26 protein-coding genes and 1 riboswitch are annotated in these 19,938 nt (G+C 42.8%); of the genes, 18 read left to right on the top strand and 8 right to left on the bottom strand.

Annotated elements, in window-relative coordinates; genetic code table 11:
* Positions 1-148: 148 nt before the first annotated feature.
* The 8 genes from comGA (at position 149) to AC4CV5_RS13375 (ending at position 4,339) form a co-directional block, all read left to right on the top strand.
* Positions 149-1,219, top strand: a complete 1,071-nt coding sequence (comGA, locus tag AC4CV5_RS13340; protein ID WP_166850818.1) for a competence protein ComGA — start codon at positions 149-151, stop codon at positions 1,217-1,219.
* Entirely contained in the window at positions 1,206-2,243 is a 1,038-nt protein-coding gene (comGB, locus tag AC4CV5_RS13345) for a competence type IV pilus assembly protein ComGB (protein ID WP_166850821.1), read from the top strand. Before comGA ends, comGB begins: the two co-directional genes overlap by 14 nt.
* A gap of 13 nt (positions 2,244-2,256) precedes the next feature.
* Positions 2,257-2,553 (top strand): comG operon protein ComGC, encoded by a 297-nt coding sequence (gene comGC, locus AC4CV5_RS13350; RefSeq protein WP_490922989.1) that lies wholly within the window; start codon positions 2,257-2,259, stop codon positions 2,551-2,553.
* Positions 2,543-2,974: a competence type IV pilus minor pilin ComGD gene (gene comGD / locus AC4CV5_RS13355; protein ID WP_166850843.1), complete on the top strand. Its 432-nt coding sequence runs from the start codon at positions 2,543-2,545 to the stop codon at positions 2,972-2,974. The genes comGC and comGD overlap by 11 nt, the downstream gene beginning before the upstream one ends.
* A complete protein-coding gene (gene comGE / locus AC4CV5_RS13360; RefSeq protein ID WP_166850846.1) occupies positions 2,958-3,305 on the top strand; it encodes a competence type IV pilus minor pilin ComGE in 348 nt (115 codons plus the stop codon). Before comGD ends, comGE begins: the two co-directional genes overlap by 17 nt.
* Positions 3,306-3,330: 25 nt before the next feature.
* Positions 3,331-3,714, top strand: coding sequence for a competence type IV pilus minor pilin ComGF (comGF, locus tag AC4CV5_RS13365; protein ID WP_248602000.1), 384 nt, complete (start codon positions 3,331-3,333; stop codon positions 3,712-3,714).
* Positions 3,715-4,089 carry a competence type IV pilus minor pilin ComGG gene (comGG, locus tag AC4CV5_RS13370; protein ID WP_166850848.1) on the top strand — a complete coding sequence of 125 codons (375 nt, stop codon included), beginning with the start codon at positions 3,715-3,717 and terminating at the stop codon, positions 4,087-4,089.
* A gap of 70 nt (positions 4,090-4,159) precedes the next feature.
* Positions 4,160-4,339, top strand: a complete 180-nt coding sequence (locus AC4CV5_RS13375) for a YqzE family protein (RefSeq protein WP_166850851.1) — start codon at positions 4,160-4,162, stop codon at positions 4,337-4,339.
* 42 nt (positions 4,340-4,381) lie between these two features.
* Here the strand turns inward: AC4CV5_RS13375 and AC4CV5_RS13380 are convergent, their stop codons facing one another.
* Entirely contained in the window at positions 4,382-4,708 is a 327-nt protein-coding gene (locus AC4CV5_RS13380; RefSeq protein ID WP_222143412.1) for a YqzG/YhdC family protein, read from the bottom strand.
* A gap of 271 nt (positions 4,709-4,979) precedes the next feature.
* Between AC4CV5_RS13380 and tapA the strand changes: the two genes are divergently transcribed.
* The 3 genes from tapA to tasA all read left to right on the top strand — a co-directional run bounded on the left by tapA (position 4,980) and on the right by tasA (position 7,143).
* Positions 4,980-5,738 carry an amyloid fiber anchoring/assembly protein TapA gene (gene tapA, locus AC4CV5_RS13385; RefSeq protein ID WP_248601999.1) on the top strand — a complete coding sequence of 253 codons (759 nt, stop codon included), beginning with the start codon at positions 4,980-4,982 and terminating at the stop codon, positions 5,736-5,738.
* Entirely contained in the window at positions 5,722-6,294 is a 573-nt protein-coding gene (gene sipW, locus AC4CV5_RS13390) for a signal peptidase I SipW (protein ID WP_166854631.1), read from the top strand. The genes tapA and sipW overlap by 17 nt, the downstream gene beginning before the upstream one ends.
* A 63-nt stretch (positions 6,295-6,357) precedes the next feature.
* Positions 6,358-7,143 (top strand): biofilm matrix protein TasA, encoded by a 786-nt coding sequence (tasA, locus tag AC4CV5_RS13395; RefSeq protein ID WP_166850876.1) that lies wholly within the window; start codon positions 6,358-6,360, stop codon positions 7,141-7,143.
* Between the two features lie 91 nt (positions 7,144-7,234).
* Here tasA and sinR read toward each other — a convergent pair whose 3' ends face one another.
* The 4 genes from sinR to AC4CV5_RS13415 form a co-directional block, all read right to left on the bottom strand.
* Entirely contained in the window at positions 7,235-7,570 is a 336-nt protein-coding gene (sinR, locus tag AC4CV5_RS13400) for a transcriptional regulator SinR (protein ID WP_166850894.1), read from the bottom strand.
* Between the two features lie 33 nt (positions 7,571-7,603).
* Positions 7,604-7,777 carry an anti-repressor SinI gene (gene sinI / locus AC4CV5_RS13405; protein WP_166850897.1) on the bottom strand — a complete coding sequence of 58 codons (174 nt, stop codon included), beginning with the start codon at positions 7,775-7,777 and terminating at the stop codon, positions 7,604-7,606.
* A 184-nt stretch (positions 7,778-7,961) separates the two neighbouring features.
* Entirely contained in the window at positions 7,962-8,756 is a 795-nt protein-coding gene (locus tag AC4CV5_RS13410) for a YqhG family protein (RefSeq protein ID WP_222143151.1), read from the bottom strand.
* Between the two features lie 20 nt (positions 8,757-8,776).
* The gene (locus AC4CV5_RS13415; RefSeq protein WP_326221571.1) at positions 8,777-10,450 is read right to left on the bottom strand and encodes a DEAD/DEAH box helicase; all 1,674 of its coding nucleotides are present in this window, start codon (positions 10,448-10,450) and stop codon (positions 8,777-8,779) included.
* Between the two features lie 166 nt (positions 10,451-10,616).
* Positions 10,617-10,718, top strand: a riboswitch (glycine riboswitch).
* A 172-nt stretch (positions 10,719-10,890) separates the two neighbouring features.
* Between AC4CV5_RS13415 and gcvT the strand changes: the two genes are divergently transcribed.
* Genes gcvT through gcvPB form a run of 3 tightly spaced genes read left to right on the top strand, consistent with a single transcriptional unit; the run spans position 10,891 to position 14,814 of the window.
* A complete protein-coding gene (gcvT, locus tag AC4CV5_RS13420) occupies positions 10,891-11,979 on the top strand; it encodes a glycine cleavage system aminomethyltransferase GcvT (RefSeq protein ID WP_326221573.1) in 1,089 nt (362 codons plus the stop codon).
* 29 nt (positions 11,980-12,008) lie between these two features.
* Positions 12,009-13,355 carry an aminomethyl-transferring glycine dehydrogenase subunit GcvPA gene (gene gcvPA / locus AC4CV5_RS13425; RefSeq protein WP_222143148.1) on the top strand — a complete coding sequence of 449 codons (1,347 nt, stop codon included), beginning with the start codon at positions 12,009-12,011 and terminating at the stop codon, positions 13,353-13,355.
* The gene (gene gcvPB, locus AC4CV5_RS13430) at positions 13,348-14,814 is read left to right on the top strand and encodes an aminomethyl-transferring glycine dehydrogenase subunit GcvPB (protein WP_490922993.1); all 1,467 of its coding nucleotides are present in this window, start codon (positions 13,348-13,350) and stop codon (positions 14,812-14,814) included. Before gcvPA ends, gcvPB begins: the two co-directional genes overlap by 8 nt.
* A gap of 37 nt (positions 14,815-14,851) precedes the next feature.
* Here the strand turns inward: gcvPB and AC4CV5_RS13435 are convergent, their stop codons facing one another.
* Positions 14,852-15,232 carry a rhodanese-like domain-containing protein gene (locus AC4CV5_RS13435; protein ID WP_166850914.1) on the bottom strand — a complete coding sequence of 127 codons (381 nt, stop codon included), beginning with the start codon at positions 15,230-15,232 and terminating at the stop codon, positions 14,852-14,854.
* Positions 15,233-15,421: 189 nt separating this feature from the next.
* Between AC4CV5_RS13435 and lipM the strand changes: the two genes are divergently transcribed.
* The 3 genes from lipM (at position 15,422) to AC4CV5_RS13450 (ending at position 17,787) form a co-directional block, all read left to right on the top strand.
* Positions 15,422-16,258, top strand: a complete 837-nt coding sequence (gene lipM / locus AC4CV5_RS13440) for an octanoyltransferase LipM (protein WP_490922995.1) — start codon at positions 15,422-15,424, stop codon at positions 16,256-16,258.
* Between the two features lie 99 nt (positions 16,259-16,357).
* Positions 16,358-16,786: a transcriptional regulator MntR gene (gene mntR, locus AC4CV5_RS13445; RefSeq protein WP_166850920.1), complete on the top strand. Its 429-nt coding sequence runs from the start codon at positions 16,358-16,360 to the stop codon at positions 16,784-16,786.
* Positions 16,787-16,911: 125 nt separating this feature from the next.
* Complete coding sequence (locus AC4CV5_RS13450) at positions 16,912-17,787, top strand: patatin-like phospholipase family protein (RefSeq protein ID WP_166850923.1); 876 nt, start codon at positions 16,912-16,914, stop codon at positions 17,785-17,787.
* On the opposite strand, the gene AC4CV5_RS13455 is transcribed toward AC4CV5_RS13450, so the two are convergent.
* On the bottom strand, positions 17,784-18,179 hold the full coding sequence (locus tag AC4CV5_RS13455) for an SA1362 family protein (protein WP_003226367.1): 396 nt from the start codon (positions 18,177-18,179) through the stop codon (positions 17,784-17,786). The two genes, AC4CV5_RS13450 and AC4CV5_RS13455, sit on opposite strands and share 4 nt — an antisense overlap.
* 39 nt (positions 18,180-18,218) lie before the next feature.
* The gene (locus AC4CV5_RS13460; protein WP_222143145.1) at positions 18,219-19,175 is read right to left on the bottom strand and encodes a DUF1385 domain-containing protein; all 957 of its coding nucleotides are present in this window, start codon (positions 19,173-19,175) and stop codon (positions 18,219-18,221) included.
* A gap of 225 nt (positions 19,176-19,400) precedes the next feature.
* Here AC4CV5_RS13460 and AC4CV5_RS13465 point away from each other — a divergent pair, with 225 nt between their 5' ends.
* Positions 19,401-19,937: a YqhR family membrane protein gene (locus tag AC4CV5_RS13465; protein WP_166850929.1), complete on the top strand. Its 537-nt coding sequence runs from the start codon at positions 19,401-19,403 to the stop codon at positions 19,935-19,937.
* The last annotated feature ends 1 nt before the right edge of the window (position 19,938 follow it).

Raw genomic sequence — 19,938 nt, forward strand, 5'->3', positions numbered from 1 at the left:
ATCAATGAGGTACATTCAGCTGAAACAATCGTTTCTGCCAGCAGGAATTGATTTTTCTACATATAACATCTCAAGAAATCACTTTTTCCCTGTTTGATTACCGGTCCTTCTTTTTCTACAATACGCATTGAAAGGAGAGGGAATCAAATTGGATTCAATAGAAAAGATAAGCAGAACCTTGATTAAAGAGGCATATATAACAAAGGCTTCTGATATTCACATTGTACCGAGGGAGCGGGACGCCATCATTCATTTTCGGGTTGATCATGCCCTACTGAAAAAAAGGAACATGAAAAAAGAAGAGTGCGTAAGATTGATTTCACATTTTAAATTTCTCTCAGCGATGGATATAGGGGAAAGGCGAAAGCCACAAAATGGGTCGCTTACGCTAAAGCTTGAAGAGGGAAATGTTCATTTAAGAATGTCAACGCTCCCCACAATTAATGAAGAAAGCCTCGTGATCAGAGTGATGCCTCAATACCATATCCCTTCGATTGATAAACTGTCGTTATTTCCGAAGACTGGAGCCACTTTACTCTCATTTTTAAAACATTCCCATGGCATGCTCATTTTTACCGGACCGACTGGTTCAGGGAAGACCACCACATTATACTCTCTTGTTCAATATGCAAAAAAACACTTTAATCGAAATATTGTCACACTGGAGGACCCTGTTGAAACAAGGGACGAGGATGTTCTTCAAGTGCAGGTGAATGAAAAAGCCGGTGTGACATATTCCGCAGGGCTGAAGGCTATTTTGCGTCATGACCCGGATATGATTATTTTAGGTGAGATTAGAGACGCGGAAACAGCTAAAATTGCGGTTCGGGCAGCGATGACGGGGCATCTGGTGCTGACGAGCCTTCATACGAGAGATGCGAAGGGTGCGATTTACAGACTGCTTGAATTCGGTGTGAATATGAATGAAATCGAACAGACTGTGATTGCAATAGCGGCTCAGCGCTTGGTTGATTTGGCTTGCCCGTTTTGTGAAAACAGATGTTCATCAGTGTATTGCCGCCAGTCACGAAACACCAGGAGAGCAAGCGTGTATGAGCTCCTTTACGGAAAAAATCTTCAACAATGTATTCAGGAGGCAAAAGGAAATCATGCAAATTACCAATATCAAACGCTACGTCAAATTATCAGAAAAGGAATTGCACTCGGCTACTTGACGACAAACAACTATGACCGGTGGGTTTATCATGAAACAGATTAGAAAAACCTGGCCGTTAAAGGATCAAGCCCAGTTATTGAAGCGGCTCGGTGAAATGACGGCGGGCGGATATACGCTTCTGGATGGAATACGCCTGATGGAACTTCAGATGAATAAGAAGCAGGCGGCTGACTTGACTGACGCGATCACTCGTTTGAGAGAAGGAGCTCCGTTTTATCAAGTATTAAAGAGTTTGTCATTTCATAAGGAAGCCGTAGGTATTTGTTATTTTGCTGAAACACATGGTGAACTGCCTGCTTCCATGATCCAGAGCGGGGAGCTGCTTGAACGAAAAATTGCACAGGCAGACCAGCTGAAAAGGGTGCTGCGATATCCGCTTTTCCTCATCTTCACAGTCGCTGTCATGTTTTATATGTTACAGTCTATCATTATTCCTCAGTTTTCCGGTATTTATCAATCGATGAATATGGAAACCACACGTTCCACTGACATGCTTTTTGCTATTTTTCAGCATATTGATCTTGTAATCATTTTGTTGGCTCTTTTTGCAGCAGGTTTCGGGCTTTATTATTGGCTTGTGTTTAAGAAAAAATCACCTGTCCGGCAAATGCTTATTTGTATCAGAATTCCTTTGGTTGGAAACCTTGTCAGGCTGTTTAACAGCTACTTTTTTTCTTTGCAGCTAAGCAGCCTTTTACAATCAGGTCTCTCAATTTATGACAGCCTTAACGCATTTAAACATCAAACGTTTCTTCCTTTTTACCGCTGCGAGGCTGAACAAGTGATTGAACGGCTAAAAGCTGGTGAATCAATTGAAACCGCTATTTGTGAAAGCCCTTTTTATGAAAATGATTTTTCAAAAGTGATATCTCACGGCCAGCTGAGCGGCCGCCTCGATCGGGAGCTTTTCACATACAGCCAGTTCATATTGCAGCGGCTGGAGCACAAGACCCAAAAATGGACAGGCATCCTTCAGCCTATGATTTATGGATTTGTTGCAGCGATGATCTTAATTGTGTATTTATCCATGCTTTTACCTATGTATCAGATGATGAATCAAATGTGAAAGGAAGAGGCCGATGAATGAGAAAGGATTTACACTTGTTGAAATGTTAATTGTGCTCTTTATTATTTCGATCTTGCTTTTAATTACGATACCGAACGTCACGAAACATAATCAAACCATTCAAAAGAAGGGGTGTGAAGGCCTGCAAAACATGATTAAGGCACAAATGACTGCATTTGAGCTTGATCATGAAGGACAGACACCGAGTCTCGCTGATTTACAATCAGAGGGCTATGTGAAAAAGTATGCAGTTTGTCCAAATGGAAAGCACATTATCATCACTGGCGGGGAAGTTAAGGTTGAACAGTAAATTAAACGAGGAGGAGGGATTTACCCTTTTAGAAAGTTTGCTTGTGTTAAGCCTCGCCTCTATCCTCTTGATTGCCGTGTTTACCACACTTCCTCCTGCTTATGACAACACAGCTGTCCGTCAGGCAGCATGGCAGCTGAAAAACGATATTATGCTTGCACAGCAAACTGCAATTTCCAGTCATCAAAGAACAAAAATTCTCTTTCAGAGAAAAGAATATCAATTAGTTATGGGGGATACGGTAATTGAACGTCCGTATGCCACGGGACTTTCTATAGAACCGCAGACATTAAAAGACCGTTTGGAATTTAATGAGAAAGGACACCCGAATGCAGGCGGGAAAATACGAGTAAAAGGGCATGCCGCTTATGACATAACAGTTTATTTAGGGAGCGGGAGAGTCAATGTGGAGAGAAAATAAAGGTTTTTCAACAATAGAAACAATGTCTGCGCTAAGTCTATGGCTGTTTCTGCTGCTGACAGTCGTTCCATTGTGGAACAAGCTGATAGCTGATGAAAATATGGCGGAATCTCGAGAAATAGGCTACCAGATGATGAATGAAAGCATTAGCAAATATATGATGACAGGTGAAGGAACTGAGGAAAAAACGGTTACGACTAACAATAATAACTATACGCTAAAGTGGGAGGAGGAGCGGGAATATCAAAACGTATGCATCTCAGCAGCAGCTTATAAAGAAAAACCATTTTGCCTCAGCATTCTGCGGACAGACTGGCTATACGCTTCTTAACGTATTATTTTCACTTTCCGTCTTTTTGCTCATATCAGGATCGTTAGCTACGATCTTCCATCTTTTTTTGTCACGGCAGCAGGAACATGACGCTTTCACACAGCAGGAATGGATGATTTCGGTGGAACAAATGATGAACGAGTGCAAGCAGTCACACGCAGTCAAGACAGCTGAGCATGGGAGCGTGTTGATCTGTACCAATCCTTCTGGGCAAGACATCCGTTTTGAAACCTATCAATCGATGATAAGAAAAAGGGTAGATGGCAAAGGCCATGTTCCGATTCTAGATCATATTACAGCCATGAGAGCCGATATTAAAAATGGTGCTGTTTTGCTGAAAATTGAGAGTGAAAGCCAAAAAGTGTATCAAACTGCTTTTCCGATTTATACATCTTTAGGAGGAGGATAAATGTACCGTTCGAAAGGGTTTATTTATCCAGCTGTTCTTTTTGTGTCTGCGCTGGTGCTGCTGATCGTAAACTTTACTGCTGCTCAATATGTTTCACGCTGCATGTTTGAAAAGGAAACAAAAGAGTTTTACACAGGAGAGAATTTGCTTCAGAATGGCGCGCTTCTATCAATTCGGCATGTTCTTGAGCAACGGAGAGGCCAAAAGGGTTCGCAGCAGTTTCCATATGGACAGGTTTCTTATTACATTCACGATACATCGATAAAAGAGCAAAAAGAAATCAACCTAAAAGCGTTGACGGAGTCTGGAACAGAAAGATCTGTACAGATCGTGTTTGATCAAAAACAGAAAAAGCTGCTGAGGTGGACAGAATAAAGCAGAGAATAGGTATAAAAAAAGTCATGTGAGCCAACACTTCATAATAATTGAATGATGAGGTGATCACGTGAAAACGAATGATTATGTCAAATATATGACTCAGCAATTTGTCAAATATATAGATACTCCGAAAGATGAGCGAAAAGAACGAAAAGAGGTGCGGAGAGAAACTAAAACTCCCGCTTCACAGCATTGGTTCGGTATTTTACCTTATGGTTTCAGGCTATGGATGAAACGGAAAAAATAATAGCAAATGTAACGAATAAGGTCCTTCAAAAAATGGAGGACCTTATTGATATTCTTCTAATATGGCAATTTTATTGACCTTTTGGCTATAGGGATCAAATGAAATCGTCACAAATACGCCGAATTCCTTTGACCCTTCCCTCAGAGTTAAATGGTATTGCTTCACTGCTTCATCTTTTCTTTTGCGGTCCCATACTTTTTGTTTGAACAGTACCTGAGCGAGCGGGTACCTTTTTTTTGCTTCTTTGACTGCAAGCTCTTCCCATTTGGACATGTGTCGGGCGGTCACAAGCGGTGCTTCTTCTGCGTGAACGGCAGAGTTACCGAAAACGAGAAGAGAAAGACAAATCACACATTGTTTGATCATTATGCTGTCACCCTTTCTTTGTGTATTATTACCAAATCATAATTGGCTATGCATTTAATTTCTCACATAACAATCCCAAAAATTTCAAAAAAATCAAAAAGGTGAGCAATACTGAGTAAGACTTTGTAATATGATGAAAACATTCTTTTAAACGAACAAAATGAACGTTTTTGGTGTTTTTCAATCAATTAAACGTTGATTATACTCTATTTGTGTGGTTCTTTAAAAAGAACGATCGTTATATCAAGTGACAGTGTTTTACAGGAGGTAAGATATGTTTCGATTGTTTCGCAATCAGCAGAAGGCGAAGACGAAACTGAAAGTTCTGCTCATTTTTCAGCTTTCAGTCATTTTCAGTCTGACTGCCGCGATATGCCTGCAATTTTCCGGTGATACAAGCGCTGCTTTTCATGATATTGAAACATTTGATGTCTCGCTTCAAACGTGTACAGACTTTCAGCATACAGATAAAAACTGCCATTATGATAAACGATGGGATCAGAGTGATTTGCACCTGTCAGATCAAACGAATACGAAAGGTACTGTATGCTCACCTGTCGCTCTATTTGCTGAGCTCGAAAATACAGGCGAGAAACTTAGGACATCAAAGTGGGAGTGGGAGCTTCATAAGCTGGAAAATGCCCGCAAACCGTTAAAGGATGGGAACGTGATCGAAAAAGGGTTCGTTTCCAAACAAATCGGCGATTCACTTTATAAAATCGAAACGAAGAAAAAAATGAAACCGGGCATTTTTGCATTTAAAATTTACAAACCGGCCGGCTATCCGGCAGACGGCCGTACATTTGAGTGGTCAGAGCCTATGACGCTTGCAAAATGCGATGAAAAACCGACGGTTCCGAAAAAAGAAACAAAGCCGGCCGTCAAAAAGGAGAAGGAAACATCACAAAAGGATCAAGATAAATCAAATAAAGAAGATACATCTCAAGAAGCGGCAACAGAAGAAAAAGAAACTCAATCAGTTCAGAAAGAAAGCGGGGAAGAGGATGAAAAAAGCAATGAAGCTGATCAGTAATATTCTCTACGTGATCATCTTTACTCTCATTATTGTGCTGACACTTGTCGTGATATCAACGCGTTCATCCGGGGGAGAGCCGGCAGTGTTTGGATACACGCTAAAATCAGTATTGTCAGGTTCAATGGAGCCGGAGTTCAACACAGGTTCCTTAATATTGGTCAAAGAGATCACTGATAAGAAGGAGCTCCAAAAGGGTGACGTCATTACATTTATGCAGGATGCAAATACGGCGGTCACCCACAGGATTGTTGACATAACGAAGCAAGGAGACCATTTGTTATTTAAAACAAAAGGGGACAATAATGCAGCAGCTGATTCAGCGCTTGTATCGGATGAAAATGTCCGCGCGCAATATACAGGTTTTCAGCTTCCATATGCCGGCTATATGCTTCATTTTGCCAGTCAGCCGATCGGAACTGCTGTTTTACTGATTGTTCCCGGCGTGATGCTGCTGGTGTACGCTTTTGTGACGATCAGCAGTGCTATTAGAGAAATTGAAAGAAAGACAAAAGCCTTGGAAACAGATGCAAAGGACAGCACCATGTCCACTTAACATCAGTTGTAAACCTGGCAACAGGTTTCGATATAATATCATTCAATAAAAGGGGAGTTTGCCATGGGTATGAAAAAGAAATTAAGTTTAGGAGTTGCTTCTGCGGCACTAGGATTAGCTTTAGTTGGCGGAGGAACATGGGCAGCATTTAACGACATTAAATCGACGGATGCTACTTTTGCGTCAGGTACGCTTGATTTATCTGCTAAAGAAAATTCAGCGAGTGTTAACCTGTCAAATCTAAAGCCGGGAGACAAATTGACGAAAGACTTCCATTTTGAAAATAACGGCTCACTTGCGATCAAAGAAGTATTAATGGCACTGAATTACGGTGAATTTAAAGCAAACGGCGGCAGCAATACATCTGCAGAAGATTTTCTCAGCCAGTTTGAAGTGACTCTATTGACAGTTGGAAAAGAGGGCGGCAATGGATACCCGAAAAATATTATTTTAGATGATGCCAATCTCAAGGACTTGTATTTGATGTCCGCTAAGAATGATGCAGCGGCTACTGAAAAAATCAAAAAACAAATTGACCCTAAATTCTTAAATGCAAGCGGTAAAGTCAATGTAGCAACAATTGACGGTAAAACCGCTCCTGAATATGATGGTATTCCAAAAACACCAACTGATTTCGATCAAGTTCAAATGGAAATCCAATTCAAAGACGACAAAACAAAAGATGAAAACGGTCTAATGGTTCAAAATAAATATCAAGGCAACTCCATTCAGCTTCAGTTCTCATTTGAAGCGACACAATGGAATGGCTTGACAATCAAAAAGGAACATACTGATAAAGACGGTTACGTGAAAGAAAATGAAAAGGCGCACAGTGAGGATAAAAATTAATAGCAGCAAAAAAAAGATGGCCCAGTATATCATGTACTGGGCCGTTTCTATGTTGATTGACAAAAGAGGAGTCAGTGCCTCTGCTCAGGCACTACTCCTCTTTTTGGGATTTTCTCCATTTTTGATAATCTAAAAATTCACGAAATTGTTTTTTCGATACCCCGGATGTCATTGCATCGCGAACCAATTTCTCCCATTCACTATCTAATTGACCATCGTATTCGGATTCATGTTTCTCATCGAGCAAAGTATGAACCGAGACGTCCAGAACAGCGGAGACTTTTTCGAGAAATTGAATGGAGGGGTTCGTTTGTAGATTTCGTTCTATTGAGCTTAAATAAGACTTCGCTACCCCAGCTTTTTCAGCTAGTTCTGATAGTGAGTAGCCTTTTTCTTTACGGTATTGTTTAATACGCTGGCCAATCAATGTCATCACCTTCCTTGTGATATTATAGCACATTCAGAAAGGATTTACGGTATGACTTCTGGCTGCCGGACCAGGATGAGCAGACTTTTTGTTTAAAAGTAAATATTTTCGTATTTCTTCCGGGCTGATATTTGCCTCTTTGGCTTTCATCATTAATTCAACCCATTCTTGATCTAATTCGAAGTACTCTTGTTTTGCATTTTTCATGCAGATTCTCCTCCTAAAATACTTGTTTATGTATTTCAGCCAGTCCGGCCATGACTCATTGTATGCTTCATTGGTCTCTGGAAGTCATTTGCCATTGAAATTGCCAGAATTTTTTTCCAATATACCTTTATTATAATCGCATTTTTTCAAAAAAAACGAGAACGATGTCGAATGGTAAAAAAAGTTAGATTGAAATATTATTTTGCAGATAAAATAATCCGCCATTTTCAATTTCAACTGATATCTTTGGTTGATACAAGGCTTTCAGTGCCTGTTTTTCTAGATGATACTCTTCTGGTTTTTCTTCTATATGCTCATAAAATTTGTCAAGCAATGACATATCATTTTTCCACCTGCTTACCGCCTGTTCTGCCCAGTCTGACGGCTCCTGCATGGCGGATTTTGCAATATAGTTTTCCATCCGCTTAAGGCCGCTTTCTGGTTTGATCATAGGCGATATGGTGAAGCAATAGTCACATATTTGAGACGTCAGTGGTAGCTGTGTCAGCTTGCTGTGAAAATCTTCAATTATGGTTCCAGAGACTAGGTGAAGGCCTAGTGACAATAGCTTATCCTTTTTCATGTCGGACTGGTATGAAATCGTGACATTTATACCAAGCCAAGGCTGAAGTGGAACTTTGGCTCCGGCTGATTCAATTTTCTCATACATTCTGGTAAATCTCCCATTTTGTTTAACAGCTTTGAACATTTGAAAAAGGCGCGGCGCCCCAAAATAAATAAATTCGCCGTCTAGGTCTTTTGGAGCAGTTTCTTTATCTGTAATAAAAGTGATTTTCATCGGATTTGGATCGCCGCCTGTCTTCTCGCGCCAGTGCCAGTAGAAAGGGCGGTTCATGATTTGTTTGTCCATTTCAACTGTAAGCTGCACGGTCATATAGCCTGAACCTTGATCAACGATTGGGCAGCTGTTTGCTTGAAAAAAACGCAGCAGAAAATCGTGAACCTCTTGCTGTCTCACTTATAAAACCTCCTTACAGGCTAAGATCCTCTTTTTTCAGCAGGCTGCTGTTTTTTATAAGACAAAAATGAGGTTAAGTTATCCATTTTTATTTTCATTTCTTCTTCAGTTGCTGAATGGTACAAAATATCGTGCAGGTGCTCTTCAAAATTGTTCACTTGAATTTTCGTTAAAATATCATCAAGTTCGCCGACCACTTTTTCAAACAAATGAATTTTTTCATATAGCAGCTTTAAAATATGCTCTTCCACTGTATGTTTTGTTGCCATGTTGTAAATGTGCACGTCACGCTCCTGCCCGAGCCTGTGAATTCTTCCGATTCTTTGCTCAAGACGCATCGGATTCCATGGCAGGTCATAGTTGATCATGTGATTGCAAAATTGCAGGTTGATCCCTTCACCGCCTGCTTCAGTTGCAATCAGGACTTGAACCTTTCCGCGGAAGAGATCCTTCATCCAATCTTTTTTCCCACGTTTAAATCCTCCTCTGAATGGCACAGAACTGATGCCGTTTTGCTGAAGAAACCATTGCAGGTAAATCTGGGTGGCCCGGTATTCTGTGAAAATGATGACCTTATCGTCTATCTTTTTGATCAGGTCAACCACTTGAAGCGCTTTAGAGTTTTGTGTCACTTGATTGATTCGATCTATTAAAACCGAAATGGTATGCTCGTCAATGGCCGGTGCTTGTTTCTCTTTTTGATCAAGCATTTTTTTCAGCGTCATATACACCGCTTCCCTGCTCGAACAGCATTCTCTTTGCAAGGTCATAATTGAGAACATGCTGGCCGGCTTATTGATGCCCTCCTTCAGGCTGGAAATTTCATCGTAAAGCGCCTGCTCTGATGGAGAAAATTCTATCGGCACTGTTTCAACATGGCGCTGTTTCCAATTCAGCCCGGTGTCATGCCGCCTGTTGCGGATCATGACTTTATTCACAAGATCTTTTAAATGCTCATGTGCTTCTATACTGGATTTCTTCTTGGCAAACTCTTCCTGGAAGTGATTCTGGCTGCCTAAATGGCCAGGCTTTAATAAGGACACCAAGTTGAAAATTTCTTCGATACGGTTTTGAATTGGCGTTGCGGTAAGAAGCAGGCAATATTTTTTTACGAGATTCCGGACAAATTCATAGTTCTTCGTTTTGCTATTTTTCAGTTTGTGTGCCTCATCAATAATGACGAGATCATATGGGATGGACAGCACAATTTCCCGGTGGGGCGAGCGCTTTGCGGTGTCGATTGATGAGACGACAATATCGCATTGCTCCCACACGTAGCTTTTCTTTTGTTCAACAGCCGGGATCAAAAATTTTTCCTGAAGCTCTTTGACCCACTGAGATACAAGGGAAGCGGGCACAAGGATCAAAATTTTTTTGGCTAAACCGCGAATCATATATTCTTTTAGAATCAGTCCGGCTTCAACCGTTTTCCCGAGACCCACCTCATCTGCTAAAATCGCTTTCCCATTCATTTTTTCTACCACTTTTTGCGCCACCTCAAGCTGGTGGGGGAGCGGTGTAAAGGAAGGCAGGTATAAAGGGGCCCGTAAGCCTTCAAATTCAGGAATGGCTAATGTTTTCTGGATTTCTGCAGAGAGCTTGTACAGTTCCCAGTTCGCCCATGGGCCATCGTTTTTCAGTCTTTCAGCGAATTCTTCAGGCCATTTTGCATCGTAGATCATTTCTGCGTTCATGCTTGTAACCGCCTTTCTTATTCTTCGATTCTTAAAATGAACAATATAAGAAAAATCTGCCCAAATTGCTGTTGCCCAGCATATAGTGATGATGGTAGGATATGAGTATGTATTTGATGTAAGATATTGCTATAGTATGTCCATAACAGCATGAAAATATGAGCGAATGACAGCAAGGGGAGAGACCTGACCGAGAACCTCGGGATACAGGCGCCGAAGGAGCAAACTGCGGAGTGAATCTCTCAGGCAAAAGAACTCTTGCTCGACGCAACTCTGGAGAGTGTTTGTGCGGATGCGCAAGCCACCAAAGGGGACGTCTTTGCAAATGCAAAGTAAACTTTCAGGTGCCAGGACAGAGAACCTTCATTTTACATGAGGTGTTTCTCTGTCCTTTTTTGTATGTGTTTTTAGCTGCGCCGTTGAAAAAGGGGAGGAATTCGATGCTGAAAAGAACGCCGTTATTTAAACTGTATAAGGAATATGGAGGGAAAACGATTGATTTTGGGGGCTGGGAGCTTCCTGTTCAATTTTCTTCCATAAAAAAGGAACACGAGGCTGTCCGAACTGCGGCCGGGCTGTTTGATGTGTCTCATATGGGAGAAGTCGAAGTGTCCGGAAACGATAGTTTGCCTTTTTTGCAAAGGCTGATGACAAATGATGTTTCCTTATTAGCGCCAGGCCGTGCGCAATATACGGCGATGTGCTACCCGGATGGCGGAACCGTCGATGATTTGCTTGTCTACCAAAAAGGAGAAAACCGCTATCTGCTTGTCATTAACGCTTCTAATATAGATAAAGACCTGGCTTGGATGAAGGAACATGCAGCAGGTGATGTTCAGATTGACAATCAGTCAGATCAAATCGCGCTCTTGGCTGTACAGGGGCCGAAAGCAGAAACCATCTTAAAAAATCTGACAGATTCAGATGTGTCTGCATTAAAGCCGTTTGCATTTATTGATGAAGCTGATATCAGCGGCTGCAAAGCACTTATTTCGCGCACCGGCTATACGGGTGAGGACGGGTTTGAAATTTACTGCCGCACGGATGATGCGGCGTATATTTGGAAACAAATCATTGATGCAGGGGCAGCATACGGACTGATTCCATGCGGACTCGGCGCACGTGATACGCTCCGGTTTGAAGCGAAGCTCCCGCTCTACGGCCAGGAGCTGACCCGGGATATTACACCGATTGAAGCAGGTATTGGCTTTGCTGTAAAGCACAAAAAAGAGTCTGACTTTTTTGGTAAGTCGGTATTGAGCGAACAAAAAGAAAACGGGGCGAAACGAAAGCTTGTCGGTCTTGAAATGATTGAAAAAGGGATACCGCGGCATGGATATGAAGTGTTCCAAAATGGCAAGTCCGTTGGAAAGGTGACAACCGGCACGCAGTCACCGACATTAGGGAAAAACGTCGGCCTTGCCCTAATTGCTGCGGAAGCAAGTGAAATGGGGACAGTTGTAGAGGTGGAGATTCGCAAAAAATTAGTGAAAGCAAAGGTTGTTAAAACACCATTTTATAAACGCTAATATTTTTTCTTGGGGAGAGGAGTCAACACATGAAGCACCGTTATTTGCCCGCAACAGAAGAGGATAAACAGGAAATGCTTGCCGCTATCGGCGTAAGCGGCATCGATGAATTATTTGCTGATATACCGGAAAACGTCAGATATAAAAAAGAGTATCAAATTAAAAAAGCGAAGTCAGAAACGGAATTAACAAGAGAACTGACAAAGCTGGCCTCTAAAAATCGTGATACGGTACAACATGCGTCTTTCTTAGGAGCAGGCGTATATGATCACTATCAGCCTGTCATTGTGGATCATGTCATTTCACGCTCTGAGTTTTATACGGCGTATACGCCGTATCAGCCGGAAATTTCACAAGGGGAACTTCAGGCCATTTTTGAATTCCAAACGATGATTTGTGAACTGACTGGCATGGATATCGCCAACTCCTCTATGTATGATGGCGGAACAGCCTTGGCGGAAGCGGCAATGCTTGCTTCAGGCCACACGAAAAAGAAAAAAATCGTTGTATCAAAAACCGTGCACCCTGAATCGAGAGAAGTGCTGAAGACGTACGCAAAAGGTCAGTATATTGAAGTCGTTGAAGTCCCCGCTGCAGATGGCGTTACCGATCTTGATGCTTTGCGCCAAACTGTTTGCGAGGACACAGCCGCAGTGATCGTTCAGTACCCGAATTTTTTTGGCCGGGTAGAGCCGTTAAAGGATATTGAGCCTATCGCTCATCAAGGGAAATCCATGTTTATTGTATCATCCAACCCGCTTGCGCTAGGACTCCTCACTCCGCCTGGAAAGTTCCAGTCTGATATCGTCGTCGGTGATGCGCAGCCTTTCGGCATTCCTTCAGCATACGGCGGCCCGCATTGCGGTTTTTTTGCGGTCACCAAAAAATTAATGAGAAAGGTGCCGGGCCGTCTCGTCGGACAAACGGAAGACGAAAACGGAAAAAGAGGCTTTGTGCTTACTTTACAAGCCAGAGAGCAGCATATCCGCCGGGATAAAGCGACATCAAATATTTGCTCGAACCAAGCTTTAAATGCGCTGGCAGCTTCTGTCGCCATGACTGCTCTCGGGAAAAACGGCGTGAAAGAAATCGCCCGCCAAAATCTCTTAAAAGCCAACTATGCAAAGCAAGAAGCAAAAAAAGCAGGCCTTACCGTTATGTTTGACGGACCGATGTTTAATGAATTTGTCATCAAACTGGATGAACCGGTGAAAGCTGTGAACCAGCGTTTGCTGGCAAAAGGCATCATCGGTGGATATGATCTTGGACTGACGTATCCGGAGCTGGAATGTCATATGCTGATTGCTGTAACGGAGCTGAGAACAAAAGAAGAAATCGACGCACTCATTCAGGAAGTGGGGGATCGCCATGAGTAATCAGGATCAGGCACTTATTTTTGAGCTTTCCAGAGAAGGCCGTATCGGCTACAGTCTGCCAGAACTCGACGTACCGGAAATCGAGTTGGAGGATCTATTATCAGACACTTATATTCGTGACGAGGACGCTGAGCTGCCGGAGGTGTCCGAGCTGGATATTATGCGCCATTATACAGCGCTGTCCAAACGTAATCACGGGGTGGATTCCGGCTTTTACCCGCTCGGTTCTTGCACAATGAAATACAATCCGAAAATAAATGAAAAAATCGCGCGAATCCCCGGTTTTGCTGCGATTCATCCCCTTCAAGATGAAGACACGGTGCAAGGCGCTTTAGAGCTTTTATATGATTTAAGCAAGCACCTTGAGGAAATAACGGGAATGGACGAGGTCACGCTTCAGCCCGCTGCCGGGGCGCATGGCGAATGGACGGGGCTGATGATGATCCGCGCCTATCACGAAGCACGCGGGGATTTCAAGCGGACGAAGGTCATTGTTCCTGATTCCGCGCATGGGACGAATCCTGCTTCAGCGACAGTAGCAGGCTTTGAAACGGTGACGGTGAAATCAAATGAAAATGGGCTTGTCGATCTGGAGGATTTAAAAAGAGCGGTGAATGAAGAAACTGCTGCTCTTATGCTGACGAATCCGAACACGCTCGGCTTGTTTGAGGAACAGATTACCGAGATGGCAGAAATTGTTCACCAAGCAGGGGGGAAACTGTATTACGACGGCGCTAATTTAAATGCGGTTTTAAGCAAAGCGAGACCGGGAGATATGGGATTTGACGTGGTGCACCTAAACCTGCATAAAACATTCACTGGCCCTCATGGCGGCGGGGGTCCCGGCTCAGGCCCTGTCGGCGTAAAAAAAGATCTGATTCCTTATTTGCCAAAACCAGTTTTAATCAAAAAGGAAGGACACTTTACATTTGATTATGACCGCCCTCACTCGATCGGGCGCGTGAAGCCGTATTACGGCAACTTCGGCATTAATGTCAGAGCGTATACGTACATCCGCTCCATGGGGCCAGACGGGCTAAAGGCTGTTACTGAGAACGCAGTGTTAAACGCGAACTATATGATGAGAAAGCTCGCGCCTTATTACGATCTTCCATTTGACCGTCATTGCAAGCATGAATTTGTATTGTCAGGGAAGCGGCAGAAAAAGCTGGGAGTGCGTACGCTTGATATTGCAAAACGGCTGCTCGATTTCGGCTATCATCCGCCTACGATTTATTTCCCGCTTAATGTTGAAGAATGTATCATGATTGAACCGACAGAGACGGAATCAAAGGAAACACTGGATGCGTTTATCGACGCTATGATTCAAATTGCAAGGGAAGCAGAGGAAACTCCGGAACTCGTCCAGGAGGCGCCGCATACGACGATTGTAAAAAGAATGGACGAAACAAAAGCTGCGAGACACCCGGTGCTCAGATATGAGAAGGAAGAAAGATAAATAAAAACAGCTGTCTGTAATAGACAGCTGTTTTGCTTTATTTCTTCGCTTTAATCTTTCCGCCCCATTTTTTAAAGCCGCCTTTTAGGTTGTAAATCTCAGTGCAGCCGTTTTTGCGCAGGGTTTGTGCCGCGCGTCCGCTGCGGACACTGTTTTGGCAGTACAGATAGACAGGCTTGTCCGGACGGATTTCATTTTTTCTCTGTTTTAGCTGGGACAGCGGGATGTTGCGGGCCCCTAAAATATGTCCGCCCTCAAACTCATTCGGTTCACGAACGTCAACGAGCTGCGCTTTGCGGTAACCCGCGCGGAATTCTTCTTCCGTAAGTGTTTTCATAATTCGCTGCTGATAAACATATGAAGCAATCATATAGACGATAAACACAGCAAAAATAATCAGAACGATCATATTAGACAATGTGATTCTACTCCTTTAGCATATAAAATCAAAACCCTGCTGCATAAAACAAGGCCATAGAGCTGTTTTCGACAAATACTATTATAGTAAAGCACAGCGCGATTGTCATCCATAATGGAACGAAAATATTTTCATTTTCCCGGCAGTTTGATAAACTGATTCTATTAAAACGGTAAGGAAGGTCTCAAAATGGAAAAAGAAACTTGGCGGTTTATAGACTCAGGCAATGCAAGTCCTGCATTCAATATGGCGCTTGATGAAGCGCTTTTATATTGGCACAGCGAAAAGAAAATTCCCCCGGTTATCCGTTTTTACGGCTGGAATCCGGCGACTCTTTCTGTAGGGTATTTTCAAAATATTAAAAAGGAAATCAATTTTGAAGCAGTACATAAGTATAATCTCGGATTCGTCAGACGCCCGACCGGCGGGAGAGGTGTTCTGCACGATCAGGAATTGACATACAGTGTGATTGTTTCAGAAGAACATCCCGAAATGCCGGCGACGGTCACTGAGGCATACCGAGTCATTTCAGAAGGCATACTCCAAGGCTTTAGAAATCTTGGTCTGGACGCTTACTTTGCGATCCCGAGAACCGAGAAAGAAAAAGAAAGCTTAAAAAATCCGCGGTCATCCGTTTGTTTCGACGCGCCTTCATGGTATGAGCTGGTGGTCGAGGGACGCAAGGTGGCAGGAAGCGCGCAAACAAGACAAAAAGGCGTGATTCTTCAGCACGGCTCCATTCTGCTTGATTTGGATGAGGACAAGCTGTTCGATCTGTTCTTATATCCAAGTGAAAGAGTCAGAGAGCGGATGCAGCGCAATTTCAAAAATAAAGCGGTTGCCATTAATGAAATCACCGATAAGCGGGTTACGATGGATGAGGCCCGTATAGCCTTTAAAGAAGGGTTTGAAACAGGCCTTAACATTCATTTGGAGCCGTACGAACTGTCCCAGGAAGAGCTTGATTTTGTTCATCACTTGGCAGAAACAAAATACGCCTCAGATGAATGGAATTATAAGCGGTAAACAGGGCTTTTGTCCCGCGAAGCATCCTTGTTTTTTCAAGTTCATTAGTGTAAACTTGTAATGGTTTATAAAGTTAAGGTGCTTTTTGGGAGGGTTTCGATGACAACACCAAGTATGGAAGATTATATTGAACAGATTTATATGCTGATTGAAGAAAAAGGATATGCACGGGTTTCCGATATCGCGGAAGCATTGGCAGTCCATCCCTCCTCTGTAACAAAAATGGTTCAAAAACTAGATAAAGACGAATATTTAATTTATGAAAAATATCGCGGTCTCGTGTTAACGTCTAAAGGGAAAAAAATAGGCAAACGGCTGGTATACAGACATGAATTGCTTGAGCAGTTTTTAAGAATCATTGGTGTTGATGAAGAGAAAATATATAACGATGTCGAAGGAATCGAACATCATTTAAGCTGGAACAGCATTGATCGCATCGGAGATCTTGTTCAATATTTTGAAGAAGATGATGCCCGTAAAAAAGATCTGAAATCAGTCCAAAAGAAAACAGAACATCATAATCAGTAAAAAGGCGGTCTCAAAGGAGGCCGTCTTTTTTGATTCACTGCGCACAGCGTCATTCGTTGGTCTATTTCTTCGCGTATTTTCTTAAAATGGTAATAAACGATTGGATGGAGGGGGAGGGGAATGAGATGTATATTGACGGTGTGTTTTCCGGCGGAGGAGTAAAAGGCATTGCGCTGGCAGGCGCTTATGAAGCACTTGAGGAAAAAGGCTTCCGGTTTAAAAGGGTTGCGGGTACAAGCGCGGGCGCAATTATTGCCGCTTTCATTGCCTCAGGTTACACCAGTAAGGAAATCCACGCTTTGATTGAAGAAGTGGACGGAGAGAAATTGCTGGACCAGAGATACTCATTTCTCCCCTTAAAGATGCTCCAGTGGGTGTCCATCTACTGGCGTCTCGGCTTATACAAAGGCGACACGATAGAAAAATGGATTGCTGATCTGTTAAGAGCGAAAGGCATAAGGGTTTTCGGTGATTTGCAGAAAGGGTCTCTGCGCCTTATCGCTTCTGATCTGACAAACGGCACCATGATTGTTTTGCCAGACGATTTGGTGCGTTACGGGCTAAATCCCGATATGTTTCCTGTTGCCAGAGCAGTAAGAATGAGCTGCAGCATTCCGTATTTCTTTGAACCGATAAAATTAAAAACGGACACAGGCACCGCCACGGTAGTTGATGGAGGGGTGTTAAGCAATTTTCCAATCTGGCTGTTTTCAAAGGAAAAAAAACGCCCTGTAATCGGTGTAACGCTTGCGCCGCGGGAAAGAGAGCGTCCGAAAAAAAATATCCGCAACGCTTTCGAACTGTTTGGCGCCCTGTTTGAAACGATGAAGGATGCACATGACGCAAGGCATATTGCGTCACGCTATGAACAAAACATCATTTTTCTGCCCGTTGACGACGTAATGGCAACCGATTTTCATTTAACACAACAAAAAAAACTAGCCCTGATTGAGCTAGGTAAAAGACAAACAGAGCAGTTTTTAAAACAGTGGACCTATTAAAAAAGCGCTCTGTTTTTCTTTTTATTTTTTTTCCCTTCTATAACAGTCAGCTGAGTCTGGCTTTTTTTCTTGAGAATCATCGGCTTAGGCTTGCTGGCGCTCGGAACGCTTCGCAGGTGGCTGACACGTCCCTTATGTCCGGCGCGGTGCTTTGCTTTTTGTTCTTTCATCCGGCGCCGCGATTGTTTCGCCGCTTTTTTGAAGGCCGCTCCTTCGCTGCCCGCATTTCGATTCATTACATATTTCACAATAAAATAAATAATGATACCTGCCACGATGACGGTTACCGCCATTTTTGCCATTTCTCCGGGATTGGTTACCAGCACATAGAGGAAACCGAATGCTCCCAGCGCAATTAATACAGCAATAATAGGTTGTACACGATGATTCATAACTGTCCACCTCCGAAAGTAATAGCAGGGCAACGGATACTAGATGACGTTGTGAGAAGGCTTCTGATTTTGTTCAGACATTTCTTCGAGTTTGAGAAGTTCGTTAAAGCTTTCGATGGCAACTTCAACCTGGTCATCCTTAGGTTCTTTTGTTGTTAACAGCTGAAGCCAGAGACCCGGGTAGCCAAGGAATTTCAGTCCGGGAATATCACGAACTTTGTTTGTCAGCTGCAGAACTTCAAAGGATATGCCGAGTACGACAGGTATCAGTGCAACACGATCTATAACACGCAGCCAAAGCGGATCTGTCGGAACAAGCAAATAGACAAACATGCCGACAATAATCGTAAATAAAATAAAGCTGGATCCGCAGCGGTAATGAAGCCGGGATTGGTTTTGAACATTCTCCACTGTAATTGGCAAATTCTGTTCATAACAGTTTATGACTTTATGTTCGGCTCCATGATATTGAAACACTCTTTTAATAAGCGGTGTCATGGACAAAAAATAAATGTAACCGAGCAGCAAAATCAACTTAAACAGGCTTTCAACCGCAATTTGCGCTATGTCCGATGAAAAAATCGGCCTTGTCAGTTCAGCTAAGAAAACAGGTACCAATGTAAATACGAACTTACTGAACAAAAATGATAAGACGCCGATTACCGCGAGGCTGAGATACATAGACAGCCCGGAGGCTTTTTTTTCTTCCTGCTCAAGTGTCTCGTCTTCAGATGGATCGAGCCCGTAACGTTCGCTCGAAAAATTCAAATGCTTTGTGCCGTTTGCGCTCGCTTCAATAATGGCCGCGATCCCCCGTAAAAACGGTATCTTTTTAACGATGTTCAGTTTCGGATTGTGTTTGCGTGGAAGCTTAAAGAAGTCAATGCTCCCATTCGTTCTTCTGATAGCCGTAACGTAATGATGCTTTCCGCCAAACATAACGCCTTCCACAACTGCTTGCCCGCCGTAAGCGGGCGGAATTTTATGTTTTGACATATTATCAACCTGCCTATTTCTTTAGGATTGCTAACCATTTCCTTTCACTCTATTGTACAGGAAACAGCGCTAAACCTCTAGATTGACAGGTTGAAAAATTGCCATAGCCATGCTTTTTCTACATGCATTATACCCGTTATTTTCAAATTTTACTCTCTGCTGTCAAAAAGTGTGAGCTTTTTTATTGACATTTTATTTTTTGGGCACACTTTAACTGGAGGTGCCATGATGACAAGCGAAAAAGATACAGAACAAGATCAACAACTGAATGAGAAGCAAGGGCCGCCTGTTCCAATGGCCGGAAGGGTGGCGGCAACAGGTTTTTGCGGAGGCGTGTTATGGAGTTTCATTGCTTATATTGCATATTTGTTTCATTTTTCTGAAATCAGTCCGAATATGATTTTGCAGCCGTTTGTGCTCGGAGAGTGGAAAAAACATGGACTGGGAACCGTAATCAGCATCATTTTGATCGGCATTCTTTCAATTGGCGCAGCGTTTCTTTATTATCTTCTATTGAAACGTTTAAAAACAATGTGGCCGGGTGTTTTATATGGCTTGCTGCTTTGGCTGCTCGTGTTTTTTGTTTTTAATCCGATTTTTCCTGATGTTCGCGCGGTGACCGAACTGAAAGCAGATACAGTTATTACAACTATTTGCATCTATTTGCTTTACGGGCTGTTTGTCGGTTATTCTATTTCATTTGAATACAATGAGCTGAATTCGGAAAAGCTGGCACGTGCGCTGGGAACGCATAGAGAATAGT

The organism is Bacillus sp. NS1 (genome assembly GCF_058248265.1).

Bases quoted from the DNA above. Each gene is read 5' to 3' on its own strand.
- comGB (WP_166850821.1), top strand. From the start codon at position 1,206: ATGAAACAGATTAGAAAAACCTGGCCGTTAAAGGATCAAGCCCAGTTA.
- comGC (WP_490922989.1), top strand. From the start codon at position 2,257: ATGAATGAGAAAGGATTTACACTTGTTGAAATGTTAATTGTGCTCTTT.
- comGE (WP_166850846.1), top strand. From the start codon at position 2,958: ATGTGGAGAGAAAATAAAGGTTTTTCAACAATAGAAACAATGTCTGCG.
- comGG (WP_166850848.1), top strand. From the start codon at position 3,715: ATGTACCGTTCGAAAGGGTTTATTTATCCAGCTGTTCTTTTTGTGTCT.
- tapA (WP_248601999.1), top strand. From the start codon at position 4,980: ATGTTTCGATTGTTTCGCAATCAGCAGAAGGCGAAGACGAAACTGAAA.
- sipW (WP_166854631.1), top strand. From the start codon at position 5,722: ATGAAGCTGATCAGTAATATTCTCTACGTGATCATCTTTACTCTCATT.
- tasA (WP_166850876.1), top strand. From the start codon at position 6,358: ATGGGTATGAAAAAGAAATTAAGTTTAGGAGTTGCTTCTGCGGCACTA.
- sinI (WP_166850897.1), bottom strand. From the start codon at position 7,777: ATGAAAAATGCAAAACAAGAGTACTTCGAATTAGATCAAGAATGGGTT.
- AC4CV5_RS13415 (WP_326221571.1), bottom strand. From the start codon at position 10,450: ATGAACGCAGAAATGATCTACGATGCAAAATGGCCTGAAGAATTCGCT.
- gcvT (WP_326221573.1), top strand. From the start codon at position 10,891: ATGCTGAAAAGAACGCCGTTATTTAAACTGTATAAGGAATATGGAGGG.
- gcvPA (WP_222143148.1), top strand. From the start codon at position 12,009: ATGAAGCACCGTTATTTGCCCGCAACAGAAGAGGATAAACAGGAAATG.
- gcvPB (WP_490922993.1), top strand. From the start codon at position 13,348: ATGAGTAATCAGGATCAGGCACTTATTTTTGAGCTTTCCAGAGAAGGC.
- lipM (WP_490922995.1), top strand. From the start codon at position 15,422: ATGGAAAAAGAAACTTGGCGGTTTATAGACTCAGGCAATGCAAGTCCT.
- mntR (WP_166850920.1), top strand. From the start codon at position 16,358: ATGACAACACCAAGTATGGAAGATTATATTGAACAGATTTATATGCTG.
- AC4CV5_RS13450 (WP_166850923.1), top strand. From the start codon at position 16,912: ATGTATATTGACGGTGTGTTTTCCGGCGGAGGAGTAAAAGGCATTGCG.
- AC4CV5_RS13455 (WP_003226367.1), bottom strand. From the start codon at position 18,179: ATGAATCATCGTGTACAACCTATTATTGCTGTATTAATTGCGCTGGGA.
- AC4CV5_RS13460 (WP_222143145.1), bottom strand. From the start codon at position 19,175: ATGTCAAAACATAAAATTCCGCCCGCTTACGGCGGGCAAGCAGTTGTG.
- AC4CV5_RS13465 (WP_166850929.1), top strand. From the start codon at position 19,401: ATGATGACAAGCGAAAAAGATACAGAACAAGATCAACAACTGAATGAG.